The organism is Pseudomonas sp. TE3728 (assembly GCF_056279145.1).
In genome coordinates this window covers 6713833-6739831 of record NZ_JBWBQT010000001.1, presented here as the reverse complement: position 1 = coordinate 6739831, position 25999 = coordinate 6713833, and the positions used below count along the sequence as shown (strand labels likewise).

General features: G+C 57.3%; 22 protein-coding genes. 7 read left to right on the top strand and 15 right to left on the bottom strand.

The features are described 5' to 3' along the window. Positions 1–2: 2 nt before the first annotated feature. Positions 3–374 carry a hypothetical protein gene (locus ACZ89R_RS30035; RefSeq protein WP_429542976.1) on the bottom strand — a complete coding sequence of 124 codons (372 nt, stop codon included), beginning with the start codon at positions 372–374 and terminating at the stop codon, positions 3–5. 519 nt (positions 375–893) lie between these two features. Here ACZ89R_RS30035 and katG point away from each other — a divergent pair. After that, positions 894–3182, top strand: coding sequence for a catalase/peroxidase HPI (katG, locus tag ACZ89R_RS30030; protein WP_429547197.1), 2289 nt, complete (start codon positions 894–896; stop codon positions 3180–3182). 148 nt (positions 3183–3330) lie between these two features. On the opposite strand, the gene ydiJ is transcribed toward katG, so the two are convergent. Beyond that, positions 3331–6354, bottom strand: coding sequence for a D-2-hydroxyglutarate dehydrogenase YdiJ (gene ydiJ / locus ACZ89R_RS30025; RefSeq protein ID WP_429547198.1), 3024 nt, complete (start codon positions 6352–6354; stop codon positions 3331–3333). Positions 6355–6512: 158 nt separating this feature from the next. Here ydiJ and ACZ89R_RS30020 point away from each other — a divergent pair, with 158 nt between their 5' ends. Then, positions 6513–7397 carry a LysR substrate-binding domain-containing protein gene (locus ACZ89R_RS30020; RefSeq protein WP_192342738.1) on the top strand — a complete coding sequence of 295 codons (885 nt, stop codon included), beginning with the start codon at positions 6513–6515 and terminating at the stop codon, positions 7395–7397. A 257-nt stretch (positions 7398–7654) separates the two neighbouring features. On the opposite strand, the gene ACZ89R_RS30015 is transcribed toward ACZ89R_RS30020, so the two are convergent. Beyond that, positions 7655–8509, bottom strand: a complete 855-nt coding sequence (locus tag ACZ89R_RS30015) for a sterol desaturase family protein (RefSeq protein ID WP_123494075.1) — start codon at positions 8507–8509, stop codon at positions 7655–7657. 67 nt (positions 8510–8576) lie between these two features. On the opposite strand from ACZ89R_RS30015, the gene ACZ89R_RS30010 reads away from it, so the two are divergent. Continuing rightward, positions 8577–9539, top strand: coding sequence for an AraC family transcriptional regulator ligand-binding domain-containing protein (locus tag ACZ89R_RS30010; RefSeq protein ID WP_123494073.1), 963 nt, complete (start codon positions 8577–8579; stop codon positions 9537–9539). A gap of 809 nt (positions 9540–10348) precedes the next feature. On the opposite strand, the gene ACZ89R_RS30005 is transcribed toward ACZ89R_RS30010, so the two are convergent. Further along, positions 10349–10756, bottom strand: coding sequence for a tautomerase family protein (locus tag ACZ89R_RS30005; RefSeq protein ID WP_429547199.1), 408 nt, complete (start codon positions 10754–10756; stop codon positions 10349–10351). 109 nt (positions 10757–10865) lie between these two features. On the opposite strand from ACZ89R_RS30005, the gene ACZ89R_RS30000 reads away from it, so the two are divergent. Then, the gene (locus tag ACZ89R_RS30000) at positions 10866–11759 is read left to right on the top strand and encodes a LysR substrate-binding domain-containing protein (protein WP_429547200.1); all 894 of its coding nucleotides are present in this window, start codon (positions 10866–10868) and stop codon (positions 11757–11759) included. A 6-nt stretch (positions 11760–11765) separates the two neighbouring features. Here ACZ89R_RS30000 and ACZ89R_RS29995 read toward each other — a convergent pair whose 3' ends face one another. The 6 genes from ACZ89R_RS29995 to ACZ89R_RS29970 all read right to left on the bottom strand — a co-directional run bounded on the left by ACZ89R_RS29995 (position 11766) and on the right by ACZ89R_RS29970 (position 17180). Then, positions 11766–12659, bottom strand: a complete 894-nt coding sequence (locus ACZ89R_RS29995; RefSeq protein ID WP_429547201.1) for a tyrosinase family protein — start codon at positions 12657–12659, stop codon at positions 11766–11768. Further along, the gene (locus ACZ89R_RS29990) at positions 12646–13101 is read right to left on the bottom strand and encodes a hypothetical protein (RefSeq protein WP_429547202.1); all 456 of its coding nucleotides are present in this window, start codon (positions 13099–13101) and stop codon (positions 12646–12648) included. Before ACZ89R_RS29990 ends, ACZ89R_RS29995 begins: the two co-directional genes overlap by 14 nt. 81 nt (positions 13102–13182) lie before the next feature. Then, on the bottom strand, positions 13183–14778 hold the full coding sequence (locus tag ACZ89R_RS29985) for a DHA2 family efflux MFS transporter permease subunit (RefSeq protein WP_429547203.1): 1596 nt from the start codon (positions 14776–14778) through the stop codon (positions 13183–13185). Next, positions 14775–15872, bottom strand: a complete 1098-nt coding sequence (locus ACZ89R_RS29980) for an HlyD family secretion protein (protein ID WP_429547204.1) — start codon at positions 15870–15872, stop codon at positions 14775–14777. The genes ACZ89R_RS29985 and ACZ89R_RS29980 overlap by 4 nt, the downstream gene beginning before the upstream one ends. Before the next feature lie 98 nt (positions 15873–15970). Beyond that, entirely contained in the window at positions 15971–16384 is a 414-nt protein-coding gene (locus ACZ89R_RS29975) for a cupin domain-containing protein (protein WP_429547205.1), read from the bottom strand. Positions 16385–16427: 43 nt separating this feature from the next. Next, positions 16428–17180, bottom strand: a complete 753-nt coding sequence (locus ACZ89R_RS29970) for an SDR family oxidoreductase (protein ID WP_429547206.1) — start codon at positions 17178–17180, stop codon at positions 16428–16430. A 258-nt stretch (positions 17181–17438) separates the two neighbouring features. Between ACZ89R_RS29970 and ACZ89R_RS29965 the strand changes: the two genes are divergently transcribed. Beyond that, positions 17439–19028, top strand: a complete 1590-nt coding sequence (locus ACZ89R_RS29965; RefSeq protein ID WP_429547207.1) for a winged helix-turn-helix domain-containing tetratricopeptide repeat protein — start codon at positions 17439–17441, stop codon at positions 19026–19028. 436 nt (positions 19029–19464) lie between these two features. Beyond that, entirely contained in the window at positions 19465–20892 is a 1428-nt protein-coding gene (arcD, locus tag ACZ89R_RS29960) for an arginine-ornithine antiporter (RefSeq protein WP_429547929.1), read from the top strand. A gap of 106 nt (positions 20893–20998) precedes the next feature. On the opposite strand, the gene ACZ89R_RS29955 is transcribed toward arcD, so the two are convergent. The 4 genes from ACZ89R_RS29955 to ACZ89R_RS29940 all read right to left on the bottom strand — a co-directional run bounded on the left by ACZ89R_RS29955 (position 20999) and on the right by ACZ89R_RS29940 (position 24410). Beyond that, the gene (locus ACZ89R_RS29955; protein ID WP_429547208.1) at positions 20999–21697 is read right to left on the bottom strand and encodes an ion channel; all 699 of its coding nucleotides are present in this window, start codon (positions 21695–21697) and stop codon (positions 20999–21001) included. A 491-nt stretch (positions 21698–22188) separates the two neighbouring features. Further along, the gene (locus ACZ89R_RS29950; RefSeq protein ID WP_429547209.1) at positions 22189–22839 is read right to left on the bottom strand and encodes a LysE family translocator; all 651 of its coding nucleotides are present in this window, start codon (positions 22837–22839) and stop codon (positions 22189–22191) included. Positions 22840–22888: 49 nt separating this feature from the next. After that, positions 22889–23812, bottom strand: a complete 924-nt coding sequence (locus tag ACZ89R_RS29945) for a phytanoyl-CoA dioxygenase family protein (protein ID WP_429547210.1) — start codon at positions 23810–23812, stop codon at positions 22889–22891. Positions 23813–24248: 436 nt separating this feature from the next. Further along, entirely contained in the window at positions 24249–24410 is a 162-nt protein-coding gene (locus ACZ89R_RS29940; RefSeq protein ID WP_429547211.1) for a hypothetical protein, read from the bottom strand. A gap of 300 nt (positions 24411–24710) precedes the next feature. On the opposite strand from ACZ89R_RS29940, the gene ACZ89R_RS29935 reads away from it, so the two are divergent. Next, positions 24711–24899: an AbrB/MazE/SpoVT family DNA-binding domain-containing protein gene (locus ACZ89R_RS29935; protein WP_429547212.1), complete on the top strand. Its 189-nt coding sequence runs from the start codon at positions 24711–24713 to the stop codon at positions 24897–24899. A 377-nt stretch (positions 24900–25276) separates the two neighbouring features. Here ACZ89R_RS29935 and ACZ89R_RS29930 read toward each other — a convergent pair whose 3' ends face one another. Continuing rightward, positions 25277–25852 carry a TetR/AcrR family transcriptional regulator gene (locus tag ACZ89R_RS29930; RefSeq protein WP_123494052.1) on the bottom strand — a complete coding sequence of 192 codons (576 nt, stop codon included), beginning with the start codon at positions 25850–25852 and terminating at the stop codon, positions 25277–25279. Between the last annotated feature and the right edge of the window lie 147 nt (positions 25853–25999).

Genomic DNA, 25999 nt, shown 5'->3' with positions numbered 1-25999 from the left:
CTTCAACCCCGCGTCGAGCGCTTGGGCGCCAGGCGTTGCTGCCAGTTGCCGGCATTGGCGCGCTGACATTGCTCTTCAGAATCAAACTGCACATGGGCCGCTACCGGGCTGATGAGTACATCCGCTTCACTGAACGCCACGGCCGTCAGTTCGACCATACGCTCGCCCTGCCCGCTCGCCAGCGCCTGATCCTTGTTGGCCTGCGTATCGAAAACCCAGATCACCCGCAGGCTGGAAGGAAAGACCGCGTAATCGACTTCGTGGGTCAGCCAGCAGAACCCGACTATTTCCGCCTTGGCGGTTTCACACGCCTCGGTCAGGGTGGCGACCAGGCGACGTTCGATTTTGGCCTGATCGCGTTTGCTTAAAGACATCGGGGAAGGATCCTTGTGGGCGTCGATGGAAAGGGGCTCATCATACGATACCGTTTGGCGAATAACGGAAATTCGGGCTGATCCGAGAGCTGCTGTGTCTGTGCTGCCGTCTTCGCGGGCAAGCCTCGCTTCCACAGGTTTTGTGTTGGAACATGATCATGTAAACGACGCATGCCCTGTAGGAGCTGCCGAAGGCCGCGATCTTTTGATCGGCCCCATCTCGACAGCTCAGATGAAAGAAAATGCCTATCACCCCCCAATACTTCACCTATTAGCTGACTGCTTTATAGGCGTCTAACCTTAATGCAGCGCTGGCGTGAGCCGGCCGGTTGAGACTTGATAAAAGATACGAATGAATCAGAAGCGTACTAGGCTTGCCGTGGGCCGCCGTATAGGCAACTCGATTGCCGCTATCCAGATTCCCCTGTGACCACGATGAACGGTTGATCGAACGGCTGCAGCCTATGTCATTGATTTCGCTCGTCGCTATTGCGCGCCCACCCCGGGCCGGATAGCAGGATGATTACGACCAAAGGTAGCGCACACATGGCAAATGAATCGAAATGCCCGTTCAATCACGCCGCCGCGGGCGGTGGCACGACGAACCGCGATTGGTGGCCGAACCAACTGAACCTGAAGATCCTGCACCAGAACTCGCCCCTGTCCGACCCCATGGACGAGGGTTACAACTACGCCGAAGCGTTCAAAAATCTGGATTTTCAGGCGCTCAAGCAAGACCTGCATGCCCTGATGACCGACTCGCAAGACTGGTGGCCGGCAGACTTCGGTCACTATGGGCCGCTGTTTATTCGCATGTCCTGGCACAGCGCCGGCACCTATCGCGTTGGTGACGGTCGTGGCGGTGCCGGCTCCGGTCAGCAGCGCTTTGCACCGCTCAACAGCTGGCCGGACAACGTCAGCCTCGACAAGGCGCGTCGGCTGCTCTGGCCGATCAAACAAAAATACGGTCGCAACATCTCCTGGGCCGACCTGATCGTGCTCACCGGCAACGTCGCGCTGGAGTCCATGGGCTTCAAGACCTTCGGCTTTTCCGGTGGTCGGCCGGACGTCTGGGAACCGGATGAGGCCGTCTACTGGGGCTCCGAAAACAAGTGGCTGGGCGGTGACACCCGCTACGAAAAAGACAAGAAGGAACCCATGCAAGAACCCGGCGAAGGCCCACTCGTTGCTGAGCCGGGGGAAAATGAGGACAGCCGTACCGACGGAGGACGCAATCTGGAAAACCCGCTCGCCGCGGTGCAAATGGGCCTGATTTACGTCAACCCGGAAGGCCCGGAAGGCAACCCCGATCCGGTCGCTGCTGCGGTGGACATCCGCGAGACCTTCGGGCGCATGGCGATGAATGACGAAGAAACCGTGGCACTGATCGCCGGTGGCCACGCCTTCGGCAAGACCCACGGCGCCGGCCCTGCCGACAACGTCGGTGCCGAACCCGAAGCCGCAGGCCTCGAACAGCAAGGCCTGGGCTGGAAGAGCACCTTCGGCAGCGGTAAGGGCGGCGACACCATCACCAGCGGCCTGGAAGTGACCTGGACCACCACGCCCACCAAGTGGAGCAACAACTACCTGGAAAACCTGTTCGGTTTCGAGTGGGAACTGACCAAGAGCCCGGCGGGCGCCAACCAGTGGACGGCGAAAGGCGGCGCTGGCGCGGGCATTATTCCGGATGCTCACGACCCGTCGAAGCGGCGTAACCCGACCATGCTGACCACGGACCTGTCCCTGCGATTCGACCCGATCTATGAGCCGATTTCACGGCGCTTCCTGGCGAACCCGGACCAGTTGGCCGACGCATTCGCCCGCGCCTGGTTCAAGCTCCTCCACCGCGACATGGGCCCCCTCTCCCGCTACCTTGGCCCGGAAATGCCCAACGAAGAACTCCTGTGGCAAGACCCCATTCCGGAGGTCGACCATGCCCTGGTCAACGACAGCGACGTCGCTGCACTCAAAGGCAAGCTCCAGTCCTGCGGCCTATCTGTCTCGCAACTCGTATCGACTGCCTGGGCGGCAGCTTCCACCTTCCGCGGCTCCGACAAACGCGGCGGCGCCAACGGTGGACGCCTGCGCCTGGCTCCGCAGAAATTCTGGCAAGCCAACCAACCCGAGCAACTGGCGAACGTGCTGGCGAAACTCGAGAGCATCCAGAACGAGTTCAACAGCGGCGGCAAGAAAATCTCGCTGGCAGACCTGATCGTGCTGGCCGGCTGCGCCGGTGTCGAACAAGCGGCGAAAAATGCCGGCCACACCGTCACGGTGCCTTTCACGCCGGGCCGGATGGACGCCTCGCAAGAGCAAACGGATGTCGAATCCTTCGGGTTCCTCGAACCCGCCGCCGATGGCTTCCGTAACTACCTCAAAACCCGCTACAGCGTACCGGCCGAGGCCTTGCTGATCGACAAAGCGCAACTGTTGACACTCACCGCGCCAGAAATGACCGTGCTCATCGGTGGCCTGCGGGTGTTAAACACCAACGTCGGACAAACTCAGCACGGGGTGTTCACGAAGCAGCCAGAAGCGTTGACCAACGACTTCTTCAGAAACCTGCTGGACATGAGCGTGGAATGGAAACCGGTGTCGCAGGCCAATGAAGAGTTTGAAGGGCGCGACCGGAAAACCGGCGACCTTAAATGGACGGGTACGCGTGTCGATCTGGTGTTTGGCTCGAATGCGCAGTTGAGAGCCTTGGCTGAGGTCTATGCCTGCGACGATGCGAAGGAGAAGTTTGTGAAAGACTTCGTTGCGGCCTGGGACAAGGTGATGAATCTGGACCGGTTTGACCTGAGATGATCTGAGCAATACTGCTGAAAACCCGCAACGCCTCCCTGTGTGGAGGCGTTGTGGTTTTTGCTGATCTGTGGCCCTGATCGAGTCGACCGTCGACAGCGGTCATTCCTCTCACCTGCACGTTGGCGTTCCACAAGATTCTCAAGCTCCGCTACTCTGCGCGCACATGCTCCAACACCACTTCAAGTGGGTGGCGCAGCTGCCTGTTGGCGCGACGCTTTACCTGACTGCGACAGGAGTAACCCGTTGCCAGTGCTTCTCCCGCCTTGTCCAGCTTGCCGGCCCATGACTGCTCGAAAATGGTCCGCGAGGTGTCCTGGTTGCGGGCTTCATGGCCATAGGTTCCGGACATGCCACAACAGCCCGTCGCCTCCGTCACCAACTTGAGGCCAAGCCGGGCAAACACTGCTTCCCATTGCGAAGTACTGGCCGGCACATTGGTCTTCTCGGTGCAGTGCGCCAGCAAACGGAATGTCTGAGTAGCGGGATGCGGGTTTTCAGGCAACACATCGAAGAGCCACTCCTGGGGTAGCAAGACCTTTGGGCAATCATTGAGCCCCGGCACTTTCTGGTATTCCTGGCGGTAGACCAGCGTCATCGCCGGATCCAGCCCCACCAGCGGTACCTCGCAGTCGGCTAGCGCCTTGAGTTGACTGGCGTTGCGGATCGCCGCTTTGGCGAATGCGCCGAGGAAGCCTTGTACATGCAAAGGCTTGCCGTTGGCACTATAGGGCGCCAGAAACACACGATAGCCCAACTGATGCGCCAACTGGATAAAGCTCGCCAGCAACGGTGTTTCGAAGTAACGGGTGAAAGCGTCCTGCACCAACACCACGCTGCGCTGACGTTGCGCGATGGTGAGTTCGCGCAGGGCTGGCACGCTGGCGACCACCACCTTGCAGCGGGTCAATGTGGCCTGCAAGTCGTAACGGTTGATCAGCGGGCTGTCGAGCATGCCGACGTGTCGCGCAAGCAAGCGGCTCATCCATGTTGAGCCCATCACCGCGTTGTACAGGCCCGGCGCATAGGCCATATAAGGAATGGTGAACTCCAGCGAGCCAATCAGGTAATCGCGAAGCGGACGTTGATAGCGACCGTGATAGAGCTCCAGAAAACGCGATCGGAATTCCGGGACATTGACCTTGACCGGGCATTGTCCGGCACAGGATTTACAGGCCAGACAGCCCGCCATCGCGTCGTAGACTTCGTGGGAGAAATCCGCCTCGCCGCGCGAGCGTGCCAGGTTATTGCGCATCCTCGCTGGCAAGCCGCTCAACCACGACAACTTGCCCCGCGCCGCTTCCAATACATCGATATTGGCCGCGCCTTGCAGACGCAACCATTCGCGAATCAATGACGCCCTGCCCTTTGGCGAATGCTGGCGTTCACGGGTGGCTTTCCACGATGGGCACATTGCATCGTCGGGGTCGTAGTTGTAACAGGCGCCGTTACCGTTGCAGTGCACAGCGGTGCCGAAACTTTGCCAGACACGTTCGTCGATTTGCCGATCCAGCTCACCGCGCAGCGTCACTTCGTTAACCTTGAGCAAGCCTTGGGCGGCATCCGGCGGAGTGCAGATCTTGCCGGGGTTGAGCTGATTGTGCGGATCGAACGCGCCCTTGAGCAATTGCAGCGCCGGGTACAGCTCGCCAAAAAAATCAGGGACATATTCGGAGCGCAATCCCTTGCCGTGCTCGCCCCACAGCAAACCACCATAGCGCCGGGTCAGCTCGGCCACGGCATCGGAAATCGGCTTGACCAGCGCGGACTGGGCCGGGTCTTTCATGTCCAGCGCCGGGCGCACATGCAACACACCCGCGTCGACATGTCCGAACATGCCATAGGCCAGGCCATGGCTGTCGAGCAAGGCGCGGAACTCCGCGATGTAGTCGGCCAGTTTCTCCGGCGGCACGGCGGTGTCTTCAACGAAAGGCTGCGGGCGAATTTCGCCATCAACGTTACCCAGCAACCCGACCGAGCGTTTACGCATGGCGTATACGCGGGTCACTGCTTCAGCACCTTCGGCCAACGTGTGGCCCAGCCGCTCGATCGTCGTGTCGGCTTGCAGATGCGCCACAAATGATGCCACGCGAGCCTTCACTTGCGTCAGGTCTTCCCCGCTGAACTCCACCAGATTGATACCCAGCGTCGCGCGCTCGGCGTCCGTCGGGAAATACTCGGCGACGCTGTGCCAGACAATGTCTTTCATTGCCAGCATCAACACTTTGGAGTCCACGGTTTCGATGGACAGCGGCTTGTGCGACAACAGCGCATTGGCATCGCGCAGCGCATCCATGAAGCTGGCGTAGCGTACGTTTACCAACACCGAGTACTTGGGAATCGGCAGCACGTTGAGCTTGGCTTCGACGATGTAGCCCAACGAACCTTCCGCACCGCACAGCACGCTGTTGAGGTTGAAGCGTCCGTGCTCATCACGCAGGTGCGCCAGGTCGTAACCCGTCAGGCAGCGATTGAGTTTGGGGAACACCGACTCGATCAAGTCGGCCTGGGTTTCCTGAATATGACGCGCGGTGCGGTACACCTCGCCGATGCGGCCGGATTGTGCGCACACCACTTCCAGCTCCGCGTCGGACAGAGGCTGGCTGTGCAGGCGCTCACCGCCGAGCAGTACGCTGTGCAGTTCCAGAACATGATCGCGGGTCTTGCCATAGGTGCAGCTGCCCTGGCCGCTGGCGTCCGTGTTGATCATGCCGCCCACGGTGGCGCGGTTGGAGGTCGACAGCTCCGGGGCGAAGAAAAGCCCATGAGGCTTGAGCGCGGCATTCAGCTGGTCCTTGACCACGCCCGCCTGCACCCGCACCCAACGCTGGGCGACATTGATTTCGAGGATAGTGTTCATGTGCCGCGACAAGTCGACCACGATGCCATCGGTCAATGACTGGCCGTTGGTCCCGGTGCCACCGCCTCGCGGGGTCAGCTTGATCTGGCGAAAGCGTGGTTCGGCCATCAATGTCGCGATGAGCACGATGTCGTCCGCGTCCAGGGGGAACACCGCCGCTTGCGGCAGACGCTGGTAAATCGAGTTGTCGGTCGCCAGCACGGTCCGAGTGGCATAGTCGGCGCTGAGCTGACCGCGGAAGCCGCTGGTGCGCAGGGCTTGCAGAAATTCCGGGTACTGTGCCGCGAGTTCAACGGTCGTCAACTGGGCGATCATCGCAGGATGGTCTCTTGTAGGTCTAATCACGGAAAAATCAAAACACTTGTCGCCTGAGCATTAATGGGTCAGCCTCAGGTGGTCGGCTATGCCAATGATCCTGCAGGCTTGGGCACCGGACAAACGGATAATCCTGCCGCTATTGATGACTTTTACGAATGAATTACCGTCACCTCACCCCCTCGATGTCGTTGCTGCTGGCCTTTGAAGCCGCCGCCCGACATGAAAGCTACACCCACGCTGCGCTGGAACTCTCCCTGACCCAAAGCGCAGTCAGCCGCCAAGTCCAGGCGCTGGAGCAGCAACTGGGCCTGACGCTGTTTCGCCGTGAAGGCCGCCAGGTGAAGTTGACCGATGTCGGTCGTCTTTATCAGCGGGAAATGAGCGAAGCGCTCGGACGCATCCGTAGCGCCACGTTGCAGGCCATGGCTTATCAATCCGGCAGCGGCACATTGCGCCTGGCCACATTGCCAACCTTCGGCTCGAAGTGGTTATTGCCGCGCCTTCATGACTTTTATAAAAGCCATCCTGGCATGCTGGTGCACATCAACTCCCGGATCGACGCCATCGACTTTGAAACCAGCGGCATTGATGCTGCGATTGTCGTCGGCAATGCTGATTTACCGGGCCTGATCAGCCATCGGCTGCACACGGAAGAACTGATGGTGATCATTTCTCCGCAAGCGGCCAAGGCCCATGACGCCTGGCCTGCGGAGCGCATTGGCGGGCAGACGCTGCTCAATGTCGCGAGTAATTCCAACGTCTGGGGCGAGTGGTTCAGCCACCACGGCTTGCCCCATCGAATGATGCGCCTGGGGCCGAGTTTCGAACTCACCTCACATTTGATCCAGGCCGTCAGAGCCGGCATCGGAATAGGTCTGGTGCCTCGTATTCTGGTGGCCGATGAATTGGCCAATTCAGAGCTGATCGGCCTGGACCTGCCCTTCGCCAGTCAGCGCAGTTACTACCTGACCTACCCGCCGCGCAACGAAATGCTGCCATCACTCATGGCGTTCCGTACCTGGTTGCTGGAACAGATATGAACGCCCAGGATCTCAAGGCGAGAGACGCCCTCTCCCTACACCGGAGAGATCGTGGCAAGCGCACCAATCAAAATGGTCAACACCAGAAATCCACCCAGGAATAATGCCATCTTGCCCATTGGGCCTCCTACGTTATGAGTTTGCGGTGCAGCGGCTACCGCCGCTGCTGACCGTGCTGTCATTGTGAGCCGCAGGCTGATCCCATTATAGATGCAGATGACGAAGGAAAAACCGTATCAGCCCCGACCTTGACTGACTCATCGCGCCACTTTCCGGTTAGCGTTTACCTTGGGAGCGGTATGGCGGGAACGCACGATGGGCCAGAACAATTCTTCTTTCCAGCTTATCGGTGACACGTGTTCGATGCCGTAGGCTGGCGGACGTCGACGGGTAATTTTTGCGGTTCCGAACAGGATGTCCCAAAAAAATAACAGGTTGCCGAAATTGCCTTTGTAATGGGTAACGCCATCCTCGGCCGTCAAACCGTGATGCGCAGAGTGAGTGGAGGGTGTGGAGAAGGTTCGTTCCAAAACCCAGACAACCGGGCGTAATGCGCGGATGCGATAAAGTTTGTCGTCCCACGCAACGCTGCTGTGTGCCGCGAAGATCACGGTCATTTTCAGAATCAGATAACCATAATAAACCGGCGCAAGCCCAAGGTAGATCAACACCCCGGATAACCAGATGCCGGGCATCAGAAGATAGTAAAAACTGTTGTTGCGATAGACGATGCGCACACTCATATAGGGTGCGGAATGATGCGCACGGTGCAATGCATAAAGTGCGGGAACCCGGTGAGTCAGGCGATGCCACCAGTATTGGGTCATGTCATCGAACAGTAAAAACAAGACAAATCCTGCAATCCACGGGATTCCAGCCAATGCGTCCTTCATCTCCGGTACAGCGTGACTTAGTATCTTGCCACTTAGCCACATGACTAAAGGGAATGTGACCGCCACCAGGATGCCGGAGCCGACGACTTCAATGAGTACGTCACGTTTGCCGCCTGACGACTGACGAAACGAAGAACAGGCCAGTTCCAGCAAAATGAAGGCAAGGAAAATCCCGGCCACGATTACAGCAGGGTTATTGGCGAGCATTGTTATATTCATGGCACTCTCGATTCAGGCCCTTGCGGGCAATGCCATGTCATTAGAAACCCAGGAGCCAGCCCTCCCAATGCGCGAAATGGACAGAATCGAGCTAGAACCGGCCAATCGCCCGCCCCAGCGCTTTCATCGAGGCAGGCTGGGCCAAGTGCTGGAGCGCTTTCTTGACAGCCAGGTTTCCCGAAAAAGCACGGATTACAGCCTGATCGAACTGGATCAGCTTTGGCGCGAGGCGGCGCGCATTGATCCGGCTATCGGGTTAAAACTGTTCGCGCTGTTCACGCCTCAGGACTGGCACGTCCTGGCTTATCTTTGCCTGTATAGCCCCGACGTTTTGTCGTCCATGCACCTTTGGGCCCGGTACGCACCGCTTGCATCGGACACGGACAACGTGAGGTTGGTGAATGACGAAAACGGCGTCGGAATCGAGTTGTGCGTCGATGCGCCAGGCGAGTTGGCGCGGTATGTCATCGAACACTACGGCGTGATGTCCATCGCGCAATTGCGACGTGGAACGGGGCAGGATGTGCAGCCGATTCTGGCAAAATTCATGCATTCGCGTCCGTCGTATTACAAGCAATACACCCAGTGGTTTGGAGACCGCATCGAGTTTGACTGCCCGGTTAACCGCTTCTATTTCCATGCGCAAAGCTTGAGTCTACCGATGCAGACCCGTCATCACGGGATGCTGGAGTTATTGACTCAGGAACTGGATCGACGGATTGCCGCGCATCGCAATTTCAGCGGTTGGTCAGCCAAGGTTGCCGAAGGTGCGCGACGCTCTCTGGCCAGAGGTGAAACGCCAAATCTGGACAATCTGGCAAAGACGCTGCACCAGACGCCCAGGACATTACGCAGACGCTTGGAAGAACAAGGCACGACCTTCAGGCAATTACTCGATCAGGTTCGTGCAGAACTGGAACTGCATCTTGAATTACAAGGCGAGTCGTTAACAGAGATTGCAGCTCAATTGGGCTATAGCGATTTGACGGCCTACCTCCATGCCCGAAGTCGATGGCGTGACAGGAAATAAGGTGGCGGCCAGATTATTTCGAGCCTGTCTTTTGCTTTATCTATCCTGCCCTCAAGTCAACTCCTACGCCAACCGCATCCCCCCTGAGGTACGCCATCTCCGTAGGAGCTGCCGCAGGCTGCGATCTTTTGATCTTTGGCTTTTCCAAAACCGCTGAAAATCAAAAGATCGCAGGCTTCGCCAGCTCCTACGCCGACCGCATACACCCCTGAGGGACGCCACCCCCGTAGGAGCTGCCGCAGGCTGCGATCTTTTGATCTTGGCATGTTCGAAACCGCTGAAAATCAAAAGATCGCAGGCTTCGCCAGCTCCTACGCCGACCGCATACACTCCTGAGGGACGCCATCTCCGTAGGAGCTGCCGCAGGCTGCGATCTTTTGATCTTTGGCTTTTCCAAAACCGCTGAAAATCAAAAGATCGCAGGCTTCGCCAGCTCCTACGCCGACCGCATACACCCCTGAGGGACGCCATCTCCGTAGGAGCTGCCGCAGGCTGCGATCTTTTGATCTTTGGCTTTTCCAAAACCGCTGAAAATCAAAAGATCGCAGGCTTCGCCAGCTCCTACGCCGACCGCATACACCCCTGAGGGACGCCACCCCCGTAGGAGCTGCCGCAGGCTGCGATCTTTTGATCTTGGCATGTTCGAAACCGCTGAACATCAAAAGATCGCAGGCTTCGCCAGCTCCTACGCCGACCGCATACACCCCTGAGGGACGCCATCTCCGTAGGAGCTGCCGCAAGCTGCGATCTTTTGATCTTGGCATGTTCGAAACCGCTGAACATCAAAAGATCGCAGGCTTCGCCAGCTCCTACGCCGACCGCATGCCCCCCTGAGGTACGCCATCATTACCCCGCCCGCCACCAAACGACCATTCATCTGCCGCGGTAGTGGTAATCACCACCATGACGTCTTCAGAGTCGATGCCCGGTGCTCGACTCAGTCTCTCGACCAGGTTGCGATAGAAACGCTGTTTCGTCTCGATGTCCCGAGGGCGGCCGGCAGTAATCGCGATCAGCACAAAGTCATGGCTGCGCGGACCGCCCAGGTAGCCGGGATCAAATATCAGTTCGCCCACTTCATGCTGGTGAATGACCTGGAACCGGTCGGCCATCGGCACTTCGAAGCTTTCTACCAATGCGTCGTGCAGCCCCTGTGAGAGGGCCTGTAAATACTCGGCCGACTTTCCCCGGTGCAATGAAATACGTGCAAATGGCATAACGGTCTACTCCTGAAAAACCCACTGACAGGAGAAAAAATATCAAGTCGAGATAATTCCGAATATCCGATTTAATAGCGGTCATAGTCCTGAATTAGTGGATGATTCGATGCGCCGTCCAACCTTCGATCTTGATGTGCTGCGTACTTTCGTAACCGGTGTGGAATTCAACAGCTTTGCCAAAGCGGCGGATCGGCTCAATCGCTCGACGTCTGCCGTGAGCGCACAACTCAAGAAGCTTGAGGAACAGATAGGCACGCCAGTGCTGTCCAAATCCGGTCGAGGGCTGGTGTTGACGCCGGTGGGTGAATTCCTGCTCAGCCATGCCCGCCGACTGCTTGAACTGAACGACAGCATTTTCCAGACGCTGCACGAAAGCCAGACCGCCGCAACGGTACGCCTGGGGCTTCAGGAAGACTTTGGCGAACACTTTCTCAGCGACATCCTGCGACGCTACGTCAAGATGTACCCGAGGGTGAGCCTCGAAGTCAGGATCGCGCGTAATACCGAACTGCTTGCATTGATCGACGGCGGTGGCCTGGACCTGGCCCTGTCTTGGGACACAGGGCACATGTCCCCCTATGCCACACGCCTGGGTGAAACACAGATGCACTGGATCGGGCCTCGTGACACGCCATCGCTCAACTGCGATGTAGATTCTCCCCTGCCATTGATCATGTTCGACGCCCCTTGCGTGTTGCGTAGCGCAGCAACCCAGGCACTGGATGAGGCGCGGATTCCCTGGCGAATCGCGCTGACCAGTCCCAGCGTGGGTGGAATCTGGGCGGCCGTTGCGGCCGGTTTGGGCCTCACGTTGCGAACCCGCATTGGACTGCCAGGACATCTCGCCGTCATTGCCGGCCTACCCACGCTGCCGACCCTCGGCTATGTGCTTTATCGTGGAGCAGAACACCTGGCGCCTGCCACCCGACAACTGGCTGCGTTGATACAAACCAGTCTGGAAGAGCAGGCGTTCAGTATCACCGCAGGCGCCACCGTATGATGCTGTCTAAAGCAAATCGCCCAAGGTGTCGTACTTGTAATACTGGCTGTAATTCAGCACATCTCGAGGTGTCACCTTTTCCGGAAAAGGGCTGTACATCGGGTCATCAATCCGATGGAACTTGAGTGTATCCGGGGCATTTCCCGCAGGTACGTATGCGGCGGCGGGATGCTTGGCTTGCCATGCAGCCCAGAGCCGGTCGACGTTGCAATGATGCAGAAAGAACACTGGATCGTTCGGCGAGGACGACAATCCCATGTCACCACCGACCCACACATGAACGTTGTTATGAATGCGTTCTTCGCCCGCCCATCCCTCGATGCTGTTGCGCGCACCACCGGTGGACTGCGCCGCGTTGTAGGGCGCTTTGTCATACACCGGGTTTTCATGGATGACCTTGCGCACATTGGCTCGGCTGGGCAGTGACCCACCTCTTCCCAGATAACGCACCAGGGGGCGGTTTACCCCGTCGAGGTTCATGGTGCGGCCATTACCTGTCAATCGCACCCGCCACTGCCCATTCACGAACTGCCCAAGGTATTCATCCGACCAGATGAGTGAAGTCCTCGGGTCCTGAAGTTCCGCGTCAGTGTTCCAATCCCAGTACGGGACTCGAAAGTGCGGATCGTTTATCGCCTTGCGAAGCAAGGTTTCCAGGCGCACGAGAAAGTAGCGATGCCACGGCAAGAATGATGGCCCGCCATGCGCGGCGTTCCTGGCCATCTGTCCCGCAGGCGTTGAAATCATCATGGCCCGGTGGTGCCAGGCCACGAACGAATCATAAATCGAGAGATTGGCCTGCCCGGGCCACGGATTCTGCGCAGGGTCCTTGAGTCGCTTTACCCCTTCGACGTATTTCTTAAGCGCCGGGAGATCATTGACAGCATTAGACCTGATCATGATGTGCTCCATGAGCATGGTGGTCCGGGTGCTCTCCCCCGTCGCCATCGTCCTTGGCGAAGGATTCCGGATAGGCATCGATCACGGCGGTCATCAAGTCGAGAGCCGATCCGTAAGTGACGAATGGGGTGGCGTGCGTATGGACCTGGCCCGCATCGTCCACAAACAGATGCGCCTGGACCGGGACTCCATCAACCTCCACCTGGTAGGTGGTCACGATCCGGACAACATGCCCTTTGTGGTTAATCTCGCGAACCGTCCTGGCGTCATGTCCTGCATGCGGGTCCACGTACTCAGGGAACTGCTCCTTGATCCACGCCGGGTGCGTCTTGTCAGGATCGGTGATGGATATCTCTGCGAGAGCATTTATGTCAGGCGGGCTCAATAGCGCATTGGGTTTCGTACCCGTTGGTTCGGGGCTAGAGACATTTTTCCGTGTCATGATTCCTCCTGGAGTGTGCCCCCGGACAATTGCCCGGATTGGCTGGAGAAAGTGTAGTTGGTCGCTGGCAGGTGGGCTGTCTCACGCAACTGCTCGTGAAGCGCGCACTTTCTCGTATCGCGCGAATCCGATCTTGATGCCGACCAGAATGGGGGCGGCGATTACAAAAAGCAGGGCCACGGCGACGAACGCTGTGTCGAAGGCAATCACCGTGGACTGACTTGTTACTAACCGGCCCAGAAGGCTCGTCGCTGCCCGGCCCGCGGCCACTGCATCCATTCCTTTCGCGCTCAGCATGGCTGTCGTGGTCGTCATCCGCTCGATGACCGCGGCCCCGCCTGGGGTGACGTTGGCGCCGAGGACCACGGCATTGGTGACGACGTTATGGTCGATCAGTGTCTGGAGCCCTGCGACCCCGATAAGGCCACCCAACTGGCGCCCCGTATTGAAAAGGCCTATTCCGCCAGCGAGGTTTCGGCTGTTGAGGTGGCTGAAAGCGATCAGCGTGATCGATAGAAACAGGAAGCCAAGCCCCAGGCCGCGTAACAGGATGGCTGCCATCATGTCGTCCGCGCCGCTTTCGCTGGTCGAACCGGACAGCATCCACATCGCCACCATAATCATCAGGATTCCAAAGGGCACGGTGGCGAACGGCGCAACGCGGTGGGCCTGCATGAGATAAGCAGATATGAGAAGCGCGCCGACAAAAAACGCGCCACTGGGCAACAGCAGCTGACCGGCATCGGTAGGCGTGAACCCGAGGACCGACAGGGCGAACGCCGGAATCAGGAACGCACTGCCGAACAAGGCGGCGCCGGCGACAAAACTGACGATAAAGGCGAAAGAAAAATCGCTCGTTTTGAACAGGGTAAAGTCGAACAGCCCCTGCCCTTTGGCCATCACTTGTTGGCCGAGAAATGCCAGCAAAGCCGCTGCGCCAATCACGGTTAGCCACAGGATGCGAGGCTCCTCGAACCAGTCCCATCGGCTGCCCTGGCTGAGAACGTAGGTGAAACACAACAACGTGGTAGAGATCAGCGAGAAGCCGATCCAGTCAAACGGACGCTGCCGGATCTTGGCGGGCATTGGGCCGTCTGCGATCAGCACAAGCCCGCTAGCCGCCAAGGCAATCGGGACAACGCTGAAGAAGATCCATGTCCAGGATTGGCTATCGATCAACCACCCTTGAAGCGCCGGGGCAAGCGTCGCGGGCGCGACAACGGAGCCCATGGCAAACAGCGCTTGAAGGATGGGCTGACAGGACCGCGGATAAGCGCGAAATATGATCGCCTGGCCCCCGACCAGCAGAGTGCCGCCGGCGAAGCCCTGGATAACCCGAAGTGCAACCAGCAGATCCAGCCGAGCGGTGATGGCGGCAATGCCGCATGCCAGGCCCATGACCAGGGTTGAGCCGATGATCACATGACGCGCAGCGAAACGGTTCATCAGCCAAGGGGCGGTCATGAACCCGATCAGCTTGAGCGCGATGTAGCCGATATCCAACCAGGCAAACTCATCAGGCGTTGCATAGGTGTCGCCGATGATGTCGCTGCGTCCGAGCGACAGAACGGTGCTGGCGATCGCTTCCGTTAGCGTGGCGAGCACGATGCCCGCCATGAGCAGGACACCGGTCGTAGCGCTGGCGTTGCTCCGCGTGGCGCTGGCAACCGTGTTCATGAGCCGCCCCCTTGCGCAACCTCAACACGCGCGGACAAGCCAGGGACGATGCGGCCCGGCAACGGGTTGTGGGCAAGCCGGATTTTTACCGGAACCCGCTGCACGACACGCACAAAGTTTCCTGTTGCGTTGTCTGTGGGGAGCAAGCTGAACGCGGACCCGCTACCCGGAGCAAAGCTGTCGACCACGCCTTCCAGTGCCCCGTCGGGATAACCATCGACCGTGATGCGCACACGCTGACCGGGCCGGATATGTTCGAGCTGGGTTTCCTTGAAGTTCGCCACGACCCACACATCATTGACCGGCACGATATCGAGCAACGAAACACCCGGCGTAACGAATCGGCCGACCCGGACCTGACGGTTACCGATAACGCCATCAACAGGTGCGTGGACCACGGTGCTGTCGAGATCGATCTGGGCCAGATCGCGCGCAGCCTGGGCCTGCGCCACAGCAGCAACGGCAGTTTCTCGCTGGGCCACAAGGACGGCGATGCGTTGCTGTTGAGCTTCTACCGTTGCCGACGCTGCCGAGACCGTCGCCTCGGCTCTGGATTGTGCCGTGCCAGTTTCATCGACGAGGGCCTGGCTGACCGCGTTGCTGACGATAAGTTTGCGGCTGCGATCATGGGTCTTGGTTGCCAGATTCATCTCGGCGGCGGCGGAGCGTCGCTGGGCTTCGGCCTGTCGGATCAAGCTACGCTGAAGCCGGGTTTCGGCATCGACATGGGTCAGGCGAGCCTGGGCAGCGCTGACATTGGCCACTGCCTGCGCAAGCCGTGCGCGATAGTCCCGATCGTCAATCCGGAACAAGACGTCACCCGCCTGGACAGTCTGGTTGTCCTCGACCTCCACCGCCGTGACATAGCCGGCAACCTTGGCGGCGAGCGAAGTGAGATCGCCGCGCACATAAGCGTTATCGGTGGAGGTCGCACCACTCGAAAACGCCATGGCCCATCCGCCAGCCAAGACCACCAAGGCACCGATACACAGCAAGATGCCAATCATCTTTCTCTTGCGTTGCCGCGCCACCACGACAGGGATCTCATCGCTTGCGCCGGTGGCAATGGCGGCCTTGTCCTGAAGCGAGTTCATGCTCTCATTTCCTGTTCAATGCCAAGGACCTGCAACAACCGCAGGACGGCAGTGACCTGCCGCCCGGCTGTCGAGCGTCGATGAGCGCGTTGATCGGCTCACTTTTTAATAGGTGTAACGAGTTCCTTTTCGTTGCTGTCGAGGACGAACACGGCCAGCAGGCGTGCAGGTTTCGTGTCGCTGGCGTTGGCGCTGACTTCGTGCACGGAGCCTGGCTCCTCTACGAAGTTTTCGCCGACGTTGTAGATCTTTTCCGGCTCGCCTTTGACTTTGATGCGAAACGAGCCCTCCAGGACCGTTGCATAAATGAAAGCCGTTTTCGGATGGGTGTGGGACGGCGACGCGGCGCCCGGCCCATACTCGACCAGCACACCCTTCATGCTCTTGCCTGGGAGGTTGGGAATGGGGCGGTCGAATACGACCGTCACCTTGCCTGCGGGCGGCTCGGCGGCGGACGCTGCGCTGATCGACAGCGCCGCGAAGGCAGCGGCCAAGAGATTTCGGGTAACCATGGCGATGCTCCTTGGTGCGTAGGTGGTGTGAGCGCGCGGCCCGTTACCGAGCCGTCGACTGACCGAGCCAGTCCTCGAAGCGGAGCGCGCCCAGGCGCGGGTTCTTGCCGGGCGTCAGCGATTGATCGTCGAGCACCGAACCGAAGTAGCGCGCGTGCACGTCCGGCACGACCTTGCGCGTGTCCTGAGTGGCACGCAGGAAGCGCCTGACCAGTTCGTCGAGCGGCATGGCCTCGGGACCGGCGACTTCGACCGTGCCATTGACCGGCGTTGCCAGCGTGACCTCGGTGAGCGCCGCTACCACGTCGTCGGACGCCATCGGCTGGATCAGCGCCGGCGACAGGCAAATCTCCTCGCCTACGGTGGCCGCCTGCGCAATGCCGCCGACAAACTCGAAGAACTGTGTGGCACGCAGGATGGTGTAAGGAATGCCGGACGCCTTGATCAGGTTTTCCTGCGCGACCTTGGCCCGGAAATAGCCATTCTCGGGAAGCCGTTCACTGCCGACGATCGACAGGGCCACGTGATGGCGAACGCCAGCGGCCGCCTCGGCAGCCAGCAGGTTACGGCTCGACGTTTCGAAGAAATCGAGAACGGCCTGGTCTTCCCACGAAGGCGCGTTCGCCACGTCGACGACAATATCGGCGCCATCCATCGCCTGGGCCAGGCCCTCGCGGGTGATGCTGTTCACGCCCGTGCTAGGGGCGGCTGCGAGCGCGTCATGGCCGCGCTCGCGGAGGTTCTGCACAAGTTTCGATCCGATGAGGCCGGTGCCTCCAATGACGACGATCTTCATGGTTTCTCTCCGCTTCTCGACTGCAACCATTGCTGTCGATGTAGATCGAGAATGCCAGCGTGCGTCAGGGACGTCCTTGTGCCTGCCTTGAGTTTGCCTTCAGGGAAGCTTGGTTTTTCGTCCAGAAAAACAGCTATTCGACGGGTCTCCCTTGCCGCAAACGGTGCAGCGGGTCAGGCGCTGCCGTATTATCGATACCACTTACCAACCGCCAGCTCAGACACGGAGTCGGGGGCGCTCGACCAGGGGATCCCCACCTTGCAATTCGTGTTTGAAGACTACGTGCTCGATCAGCAGCGCCGGGAACTGACCTTGCGCGGGCAAATCGTGGCTGTCGGGCCACAAGTCTTTGATCTATTGCTGCAGCTCGTCAGCAACCGCGATCGCGTCATGAGCAAGGACGACCTGCTCAAGGCCGTGTGGAGCGGTCGGATCGTCTCTGAGTCGACCATCACCAGCCACATCAATGCGGTGCGCAAGGCCATCGGCGATACCGGCGAGGAGCAGCGCCTGGTGCGCACGGTCGCCCGCAAGGGATACCGCTTCGTCGGCGAGATCAAGGTGGATGAGGTCGGGGAAACGCGACAGCCTGACATCGAAGAACCCACGCCCGTGGACCTGAAGCAAACGCCTCCGCCCACCCTCGTCCTCCCCGACAAACCCTCCATTACTGTCCTGCCCTTCCACAACCTGAGCGGCGATCCGGAGCAGGAATATTTCGCCGACGGCATGGTGGAGGACATCATCACCGCCCTGTCGCGTATCCGCTGGCTGTTCGTCATCGCATACAACTCAAGCTTCACCTACAAGGGTCGGGCCGTGGACGTCCAGGGCGTCGGCCAGACGCTCGGCGTGCGCTACGTGCTGGAAGGTAGCGTGCGCAAGTCCGGGAACAAAGTACGCATCACCGGGCAGCTCATCGACGCAACAAATGGGACGCATATCTGGGCGGAGCGCTTCGAAGGCATGCTCCACGACATTTTCGAGCTGCAGGATCAAATCGCCGAAAGCGTCGTTGGCGCCATAGCACCGCAGCTGGAACGGGCGGAAATCGAGCGCGCCAAGCGCAAACCGACGGAAAGCCTGGACGCCTACGACTATTACCTGCGCGGAATGCCGAAACTGCACAACGGCACCCGCGAAGCCATCGAGCAAGCGCTGCCGTTGTTCTACAAGGCCATCGAGCTCGATCCGGAATTTGCCTCGGCCTATGGCATGGCAGCCTGGTGCCACTTCTGGCGCAAGTTGAATGGCTGGATGACCGATCGGACTCAAGAGATCGCCGAGGGCGCACGACTTGCGCGTTTGGCGGTGGAGCTCGGCCGGGACGATGCGGTGGCGCTGACGCGAGGCGGACATGCACTTGGCCATCTCGCCGGCGATATCGATGGCGGCATTGCCCTGCTCGACAGGGCACGCCTGCTCAACCCCAACCTCGCCCCCGCCTGGTACCTGGGCGGAATCCTGCGCGCGCTGCGCGGTGAAACAGACGCCGCCATTGCGGATTTAACCCATGCCGTTCGCTTGAGTCCGCTGGATCCGGAAATGTTCAGGATGCAGGTCGGGATGGCGCTCGCGCACTTCTTCGCCGGGCGTTTCGATCCCGCTTCTGCCTGGGCGGAAAAGGCGCTGGGTAACCTGCCCTGCCTCCTGGTGTCGGTTGCCCTGATGGCGGCCAGTCATGCGCTCAGCGGACGCAAGGACAAAGCGAAGCAGGCGATGCAGCGATTGCACGAGCTGGATCCGTCCTTGCGCGTCTCTAACCTGAAGGACTGGTTGCCAATCCAGCGTCCTGAGGATTTTGCACGGTTTGCTGATGGGTTACGGCTGGCAGGGTTGCCTGAGTGACTGTGGTCCGATCTGTAGCTGGCTTCGCCAACTGCTCCAAGGAATGCGCAGGTTCGCAGATTGCAATATACGAATGGAAGCTACACTGAAGTTGCTTGAATCTTGCATCCCCTCTTTCGGGAGAGCCAGGTTGATCTAACGATCGAGCCAGGTTCAAAGCAGTAGAAGCCCGTTTGGCTGGTACGAAACTGCGACTTAAATGCGTTTTAGTTGTTTGTGCCCAGCTGCGGGGGGGCAGTGACATCAACCCCATTGCCGCAGCGAAAAAGCAGTCTGTTCGGTGGCATGCGTCACTCGAAGGGGTCATGCAGTGCATTAGCGACCATCTCTTGTTAGCCCGTCACCTCTTGAACGATTCCGTTTCGGTAAGGAGATTCAGATGGTCGACTCCGTCAGCAACATCGACAAAGATGCCCTGCCTCACAAAGATACCCAGATCTCTGCCTCCAGCGATAAGTTGAAGTTCGGAGCATTGATCGCTCTGGTCGTCGGCTCCATGGTGGGCGGCGGGATTTTTTCGCTACCGCAGAACATCGCTAAAAGTGCCAGTGCTGGCGCCACGCTGATTGGCTGGCTGATCACGGGCGTCGGCATGCTGATGCTGGCATTCGTCTTCCAGACACTGGCCAACCGCAAGCCCAAGCTCGATGGCGGGGTTTACGCCTATGCCAAGGCCGGTTTTGGCGACTACATGGGTTTCTCTTCGGCTTGGGGTTACTGGATCAGTGCCTGGATCGGCAACGTCAGCTACATGGTGTTGCTGTTCAGTACCCTCGGGTTCTTCTTCCCTATGTTCGGAGAAGGCAACACGCTACCGGCAATCATTTGCGCCTCCGTGCTGCTCTGGCTCCTGCATTTTCTGGTTCTGCGCGGAATCAAGGAAGCCGCCTTCATCAACGTGATCACTACCATCGCCAAGATGGTCCCGCTGGCGCTGTTCATTGTCATTGCCGGCGTGGCCTTCAAGATGGATGTTTTTACCAGCGACTTCTGGGGCGCTGGCAACAGTGACCTGGGCACGGTGATGAATCAGGTTCGCAACATGATGCTGGTCACCGTCTGGGTGTTTATTGGCATTGAAGGGGCCAGCATCTTTTCCGCCCGTGCTGAAAAGCGCAGCGACGTCGGCAAGGCGACTGTGGTTGGCTTCGTCGGGGTGCTGCTTTTGCTGGTTCTGGTTAACGTGTTTTCTCAGGGGATCATGGCCCAGGCACAACTGGCCGGCCTGAAAAATCCTTCCATGGCAGGCGTACTGGAACATGTGGTGGGTCACTGGGGGGCAGTACTGATCAGCGCAGGGCTGATCGTCTCGCTGGTCGGTGCGCTGTTGTCCTGGACACTCCTCTGCGCGGAAATCCTCTTTGCCAGTGCCCGCGACCACACCATGCCGGCGTTCTTGCGCAAGGAGAACGCTAACCAGGTTCCCGCCAATGCGCTATGGCTATCCAACGGGCTTATCCAGCTGTTCCTGATTATCACGTTGTTCAACAGTTCCACCTATTTAAGCCTGTTGTACCTGGCAACCTCGATGATACTGGTGCCGTACTTCTGGTCCGCCGCCTACGCTTTGCTATTGGCCTGGCGTAACGAAACCTATGAGGAGGCTCAAGGCGAGCGGACCAAGGACCTGATAGTCGGGGTCATCGCTGTGCTCTATGCCGTATGGCTGGTGTACGCGGCCGGGGCGCAGTACCTGCTACTGTCTGCACTGCTTTATGCTCCCGGCGCAATCCTGTTCGCCAAGGCCAAGCGCGAACTGGGCCAACCGGTGTTCACCTCCATTGAAAAGGTCATTTTCGTTGCCGTGATGATAGGTGCGCTGATCGCGGGTTACGGCCTCTATAGTGGTTTCCTCAGCCTCTGAAACAAGGGTTTGCATGGCGGACGGAAAGCTCCATCTGCCATGCAGCTTCAATGAAAACCAAGGCGGACTTTTTCAATGGCATGGGCCATCAGCAATCGGTTGTCCGTCACTTAGCCTGATTCGATGGATAAAGACCGGCAAAACGAGCGATTACAACACCAACGTAAAAGACGCCTGAAAACTCTTCGACCATAACCAGTGAGCGGGCGTGATTGGTCAACGGGATAATATCTCCGTAACCGGTGGTGGTGAGCGTCGTGAGGCTGAAATAGATTAATTTGAAGAACGTGCCAGGCTGTGCGAAGTCGAGGTGGCCAGGACCGAATGAGCCAGCGCTGGATATCTCCACCAGGGCATAAACAAAGGACCAAACGAAAGCCAGCATGATGTAACCCGCCAGCGCACCATGCAGCTTGCCGGCTGTAATTGGCCCGCGCTTGAGAATGTAGAGAAGCACTCCGCTAAACGAGACGGCAAGAGACGCCGTATACACTATCCCGGCAAGGCCAAGAATCGCGATACTCTCAGTCCATAACGCCGTCCATTGAAGGCCAACCCCAAGCAACGCCAGGCCCAGTTTGAGTATGAACCCCCGCCGAGTCTGCCTGGTGGCGAAAGCCCCCACGAGCAGCACGATCGAAAAAAGAATGCCGAGCAAGGTACGAGCAAATATACCTTCCTCAAGAAAGGGAAACAGAAGGATCAACCCTAGCAAGAGCAGCAATAGATAGGTGTAGGGACCTTTCCCCATAATCAACCGAGCTAAATCCTCGTCGGGTTCGGCTTTATTTTGAGGATTTGTCATATCGGTTTCCCGGAGGCTGAAGTAACACTCGATATCTGACTGTGCACAGTTGAAATCTGGCTTGGTTTTAGAGTAGTCGGCGGTGAACCCCATGAGTGGCGGATATGGGTCGATTCTGTTGAAAACAGTCGGCCATGGATTCCACGGCAGAAAAGTACGCGCTTGAGATTGAAATCTTTACTTTGAACAGAGGATTCCGGGCTCAGATTTCGCGTAGCTGCGAGCAAAAAAGGCGTTTTCAGCAGTCAGTACGCGGGCAGTCTGGAAGGACCGACTTTTTCAACACAATCGACCCATAGCGGTCGTTTGGCGGCTGTTTTGTTATGCCTATCCGCCTGAAAAATACAGAAAAACCTGGTACGCAGTGAATGCCGTAACCAGGTGATATAAAGCGTATATTGTTCTGATCCGTTTCTCTCTGTTGCGAGATAAAAAAGTCACCTAAATGAGATCAGAAGTTTTTATCTCGGAGCAGACAAAATCCGAGGATTTCACACGCTGTCGACCATTAAGCTAAAGTTGATGGAGAAAATAAGGGCTGCCGAGAAGCAGATAAACACAACCCCCCCAATTCTATTGACGATCAAAAAGCCCCTGCCAAGAGAAACTTTTTGTCGTGCTGAGGTGGCGATATAGCCATAGGTGAAGTGAATCAAGAACACCAGTGCGCAAAACGTGGATGCCAACAATGTGAATTGAGGAACGAACGGTTGGTCTGCCTTTATGAATTGCGGAAAAAGAGCCATGAAGAAAACGATTGGCTTGGGGTTAAGCATTGAAATGAAAAACCCCTGCCTGAATCGGGCTATCACACTGGGAGTGTATTCAGAGTGTGTTATTTTATTGAGGTTATTTTGAAGTTTTGGCTTGGATCGCAGGAGCTTTAATCCAAGGTAAATTAGGTAAGCCGCACCCATTAGTTTAACGACGTTCATCATCCAGGCAGAGCTGGAAATAATAGCTCCCACACTGCTTGCCGCAATGATAGAGATCCCCCCCATGCCGAGGGTCACTCCAAGGATTCCAGGCAAAGCATTCTTCAGTCCATAGGTGAGTGAGTTTGTTAATGTCAGTAACACCCCAGGACCCGGACTGGCAATCGTCAAGCATGATATCGTCACGTAAAAAAGATATTCTTCCACTGTTTATCTCCACGCAAAACAAAAGAAGGGCGTAAGCCCTTCTGATTATTCAACTTGTTTTTGAAATTTTTAACGAACGGTACTCTTGACCTTCAAAGAAAGGGCTGTCAACAAGAAGTTCGCCATGTTCCTTTGCGACTTCTAAGTGAAAACGCGTCGGCCCCGAGTATTTGAAATGTTCGCGGGGAATTTCAAGGTCATGAGCGCGACGATAGTCATAGGTACTGGTGTCGCAGAAGAAGCGCATGACAAACGCTGCGCGCGAGCTTACGGGACCTTCCTCCAGCATGATGCTTCGGTGAATGACATTCTTGTCGAAAATGAGCGCATCACCCACCTCGAATTCGTCCTCGACGGCAAAGTGATCCAGTAGCTTTTTAATCGCTGGGTCATTCAAAGGACCATCACGAAGGTGCACGAACTCATCGATGGTGGTCTCCTCACCTCGCTCAATACGTTCCGAAAGGAGTTGGAAAATCGAAGGATCGACATGTTCATACATGAACGCACCCGATACGGCGTCTTTTGGGACATACGCCATACCGCCTCGTTGCCCTTTGGGGTCGATATTTACCAAAGGAGCCCAGATTGTGCAGCCATAATCTTCCGCTTGGTGATAGCCGAAGCTTTGCGTACCGATATGCCAAGGGAAGCCCTTGTTTTTCATCTTTTCAAGCTCGAAGGAAAGAGCTTGGGCAAAAAACATGGTTTTACCCGTCAACGTTTTCATGACATGTTTGAAGTGGTCATCTTGAATAACGTTGGCAATTATCGGGTCGCCATCATACATATCAAATGCCAAACGGCTAAAACCGCTCTGATACTTATCAGTAGGCGTGGAGATACGGTCACCAATGGTTGATGTCAAATAACCGGTTATATCTCTATTGTAAAAACCTTTGAGAAAAAGAAAGCCCTGCCTGCGAAACTTCATCACCTGATCTTCGGTTACTTGAAATTTTTCGTTGATCATTACAACTCCATGTTTTACTGACTGATGTGGTACAGGACATTTTCGTTTGCCATTAAATCCGACTCATTTTCCATACCTCAGGCGCCGCGCACTATGAAGTGCCCGTTGTGGGTGCGGGATATAAAAAATTAGGTAGGAAATTTTATTGCCCGAATTCTAGGGTGTCTGAATAGCGGCAATTAGCATACAAGATGTCATTCCTTTCACTGATACAGCTCCCTCAATGAGAAGATCCTCTTCTCATTGAGGGAAAGCCTAATATGCTAAAAACGTTTTGTAAACATTTTCTGAGTATAAGATTCGCCGGAGACTCGCAAACGCATCTGCGTACTAGCTAAAACAAGTGTTCACCGCCCGACGGTCCCCCACCACCAGATTTGGACATCGAGATCAAGCAAGCGTGAGCAACCCTGCGGTGAAAGCAATCCTCGCAAAATCAGGCTTCTGGTTCAGCGTAAAAAAAGGTGGATAAAGACTGTTGTGTGCGGAAGTGATCGTAACCACGAAGGGCATCGCCATGATCGATACCGTGGACGTTGCGCAGGGTGCTGCCAAAGCGAAGTGATTGGCTGCTCTTGGCCGAAAGTGCTCCCGCCATGAACGTCCGCTTGTGGCCCAGGCTGTGTAAAAACGTTTTAGAACAGGTTTGGCAGTCAGGATGGGGACGAAAATCGCGTTTCTACGCAAATTTTTGCGCCACTGACCAACCAACCGCCGACAGATTTTACATAGCAACGCAGTCTTCAAGATGGTGACCGCGTTTTTACACAGTCTGGGCCGGTTTCAGCCGGTCGTGGCAGACAGTACTCTGCCAGAAGATCAGCATCACGCTTCAACTTGCGAAGACATTGCAAGCATAATCAGTCTTCCCCACCAAGACCAAAGCGTAAGAGACATCATGACCGAAGCCCAACGCTGGACAGTGAAATGCCAGGATCCTGCGGATGGAAGTGACGACGTTATAATTGACTTGCCGCCTGAGCTACTCGCCAGCTTAGGACTGAGCATCGGTGACGTGCTGACGATTGAAGTGATCGACGACGCGATAGTTCTGACGCCGAAGTCGAGCGACTCAGCTACACCCTGAGTCGAGGCCGCGCGCTCCACCTAATCTTCAAACGGGCATAAGCAAACGGCACGTCTTAGCGGCGGCGATTGGCATGAGTCGCCGGCGGCGGTAGTCCGTATTGGGTCGATTGTGTTGAAAAAGTCGACCCGGCCGGGCTTCCCGTGCGTTGAGCGGTGAAAGCGCCTTTTTTTGTACGCTGCTACCTCAAATCTGAGTCCTAAACCTTCTGCGCAAAACCCAGCTTTTAATCTCAGGCGCGTACTTTTCTGTCGTGGAAACCGAAGCCGACTTTTTCAACACAATCGGCCAAAAACGGTCATTCGTGCGTGTCGTCCAACGACGAAGCGAGTCAGCGCGCTTTGTGCTACATCCATTTATCCCCTCTACGACTGAATCTACGATTGAACAGATAATGATGCGGTCATTTGCGCGTGACACACCGCCAGAATTTCATCGGCCAGCGCCGAGTCGTCAGGACAGGCGCGCGATAACATGATCGCGCCGACCGCGCGCGCGAGCAGGTCGATCATTTTCACCCTCGCCTCACCCGGCGCCGCATCCGGCCCGGTCGGGTATTTTTCGCCGAGCGTTTGCAACGTGCGCTCGATGCCTTCAGCGAATGCCGACTTCAAATCGCCTGACTGACGCGCCGCGTCGCCGCACAACGCCGCCATGGTGCAACCCGTGGCGCGCCCGTCGCGATGATCCCTGGACACATACACATCGATGAAATCCTTCACGCTCAATGCTTCGGCGCTGGCCAGTGACTGCGCAAGACTGTTGGCCGAGGCTTCGGCCATCAGGTCAGCCTTCGAACCGAAATGTTTATAGAAACCGCCATGGGTGAAACCGGCGGCGGCCATCAGGTCGGCCACGCCGACACCGTCAAAACCGCGCTCGCGAAACACGACTGAGGCCGTTTCGACGATGTGTTCCCGATTTGCCTGGGCCTGGGCCTTGGACACTCGCATATTCGATACCTCACTACCGCTGGAAATTCATCACCTGATGATACATAGATGTTGACCATAATCAAAACCATTGACAGTTTAGATTTCGATCATCATCCTAATCGTAAGCGATATGACCATTTACCCACGGGCACGGAACAAACACCC

What these genes read in the sequence shown, in the direction of transcription:
- ACZ89R_RS30035 (WP_429542976.1), bottom strand. Translation starts at nt 374, where the DNA reads ATGTCTTTAAGCAAACGCGATCAGGCCAAAATCGAACGTCGCCTGGTC.
- katG (WP_429547197.1), top strand. Translation starts at nt 894, where the DNA reads ATGATTACGACCAAAGGTAGCGCACACATGGCAAATGAATCGAAATGC.
- ydiJ (WP_429547198.1), bottom strand. Translation starts at nt 6,354, where the DNA reads ATGATCGCCCAGTTGACGACCGTTGAACTCGCGGCACAGTACCCGGAA.
- ACZ89R_RS30020 (WP_192342738.1), top strand. Translation starts at nt 6,513, where the DNA reads ATGAATTACCGTCACCTCACCCCCTCGATGTCGTTGCTGCTGGCCTTT.
- ACZ89R_RS30015 (WP_123494075.1), bottom strand. Translation starts at nt 8,509, where the DNA reads ATGAATATAACAATGCTCGCCAATAACCCTGCTGTAATCGTGGCCGGG.
- ACZ89R_RS30010 (WP_123494073.1), top strand. Translation starts at nt 8,577, where the DNA reads ATGCGCGAAATGGACAGAATCGAGCTAGAACCGGCCAATCGCCCGCCC.
- ACZ89R_RS30005 (WP_429547199.1), bottom strand. Translation starts at nt 10,756, where the DNA reads ATGCCATTTGCACGTATTTCATTGCACCGGGGAAAGTCGGCCGAGTAT.
- ACZ89R_RS30000 (WP_429547200.1), top strand. Translation starts at nt 10,866, where the DNA reads ATGCGCCGTCCAACCTTCGATCTTGATGTGCTGCGTACTTTCGTAACC.
- ACZ89R_RS29995 (WP_429547201.1), bottom strand. Translation starts at nt 12,659, where the DNA reads ATGATCAGGTCTAATGCTGTCAATGATCTCCCGGCGCTTAAGAAATAC.
- ACZ89R_RS29990 (WP_429547202.1), bottom strand. Translation starts at nt 13,101, where the DNA reads ATGACACGGAAAAATGTCTCTAGCCCCGAACCAACGGGTACGAAACCC.
- ACZ89R_RS29985 (WP_429547203.1), bottom strand. Translation starts at nt 14,778, where the DNA reads ATGAACACGGTTGCCAGCGCCACGCGGAGCAACGCCAGCGCTACGACC.
- ACZ89R_RS29980 (WP_429547204.1), bottom strand. Translation starts at nt 15,872, where the DNA reads ATGAACTCGCTTCAGGACAAGGCCGCCATTGCCACCGGCGCAAGCGAT.
- ACZ89R_RS29975 (WP_429547205.1), bottom strand. Translation starts at nt 16,384, where the DNA reads ATGGTTACCCGAAATCTCTTGGCCGCTGCCTTCGCGGCGCTGTCGATC.
- ACZ89R_RS29970 (WP_429547206.1), bottom strand. Translation starts at nt 17,180, where the DNA reads ATGAAGATCGTCGTCATTGGAGGCACCGGCCTCATCGGATCGAAACTT.
- ACZ89R_RS29955 (WP_429547208.1), bottom strand. Translation starts at nt 21,697, where the DNA reads ATGACAAATCCTCAAAATAAAGCCGAACCCGACGAGGATTTAGCTCGG.
- ACZ89R_RS29945 (WP_429547210.1), bottom strand. Translation starts at nt 23,812, where the DNA reads ATGATCAACGAAAAATTTCAAGTAACCGAAGATCAGGTGATGAAGTTT.
- ACZ89R_RS29940 (WP_429547211.1), bottom strand. Translation starts at nt 24,410, where the DNA reads ATGGCGGGAGCACTTTCGGCCAAGAGCAGCCAATCACTTCGCTTTGGC.
- ACZ89R_RS29935 (WP_429547212.1), top strand. Translation starts at nt 24,711, where the DNA reads ATGACCGAAGCCCAACGCTGGACAGTGAAATGCCAGGATCCTGCGGAT.
- ACZ89R_RS29930 (WP_123494052.1), bottom strand. Translation starts at nt 25,852, where the DNA reads ATGCGAGTGTCCAAGGCCCAGGCCCAGGCAAATCGGGAACACATCGTC.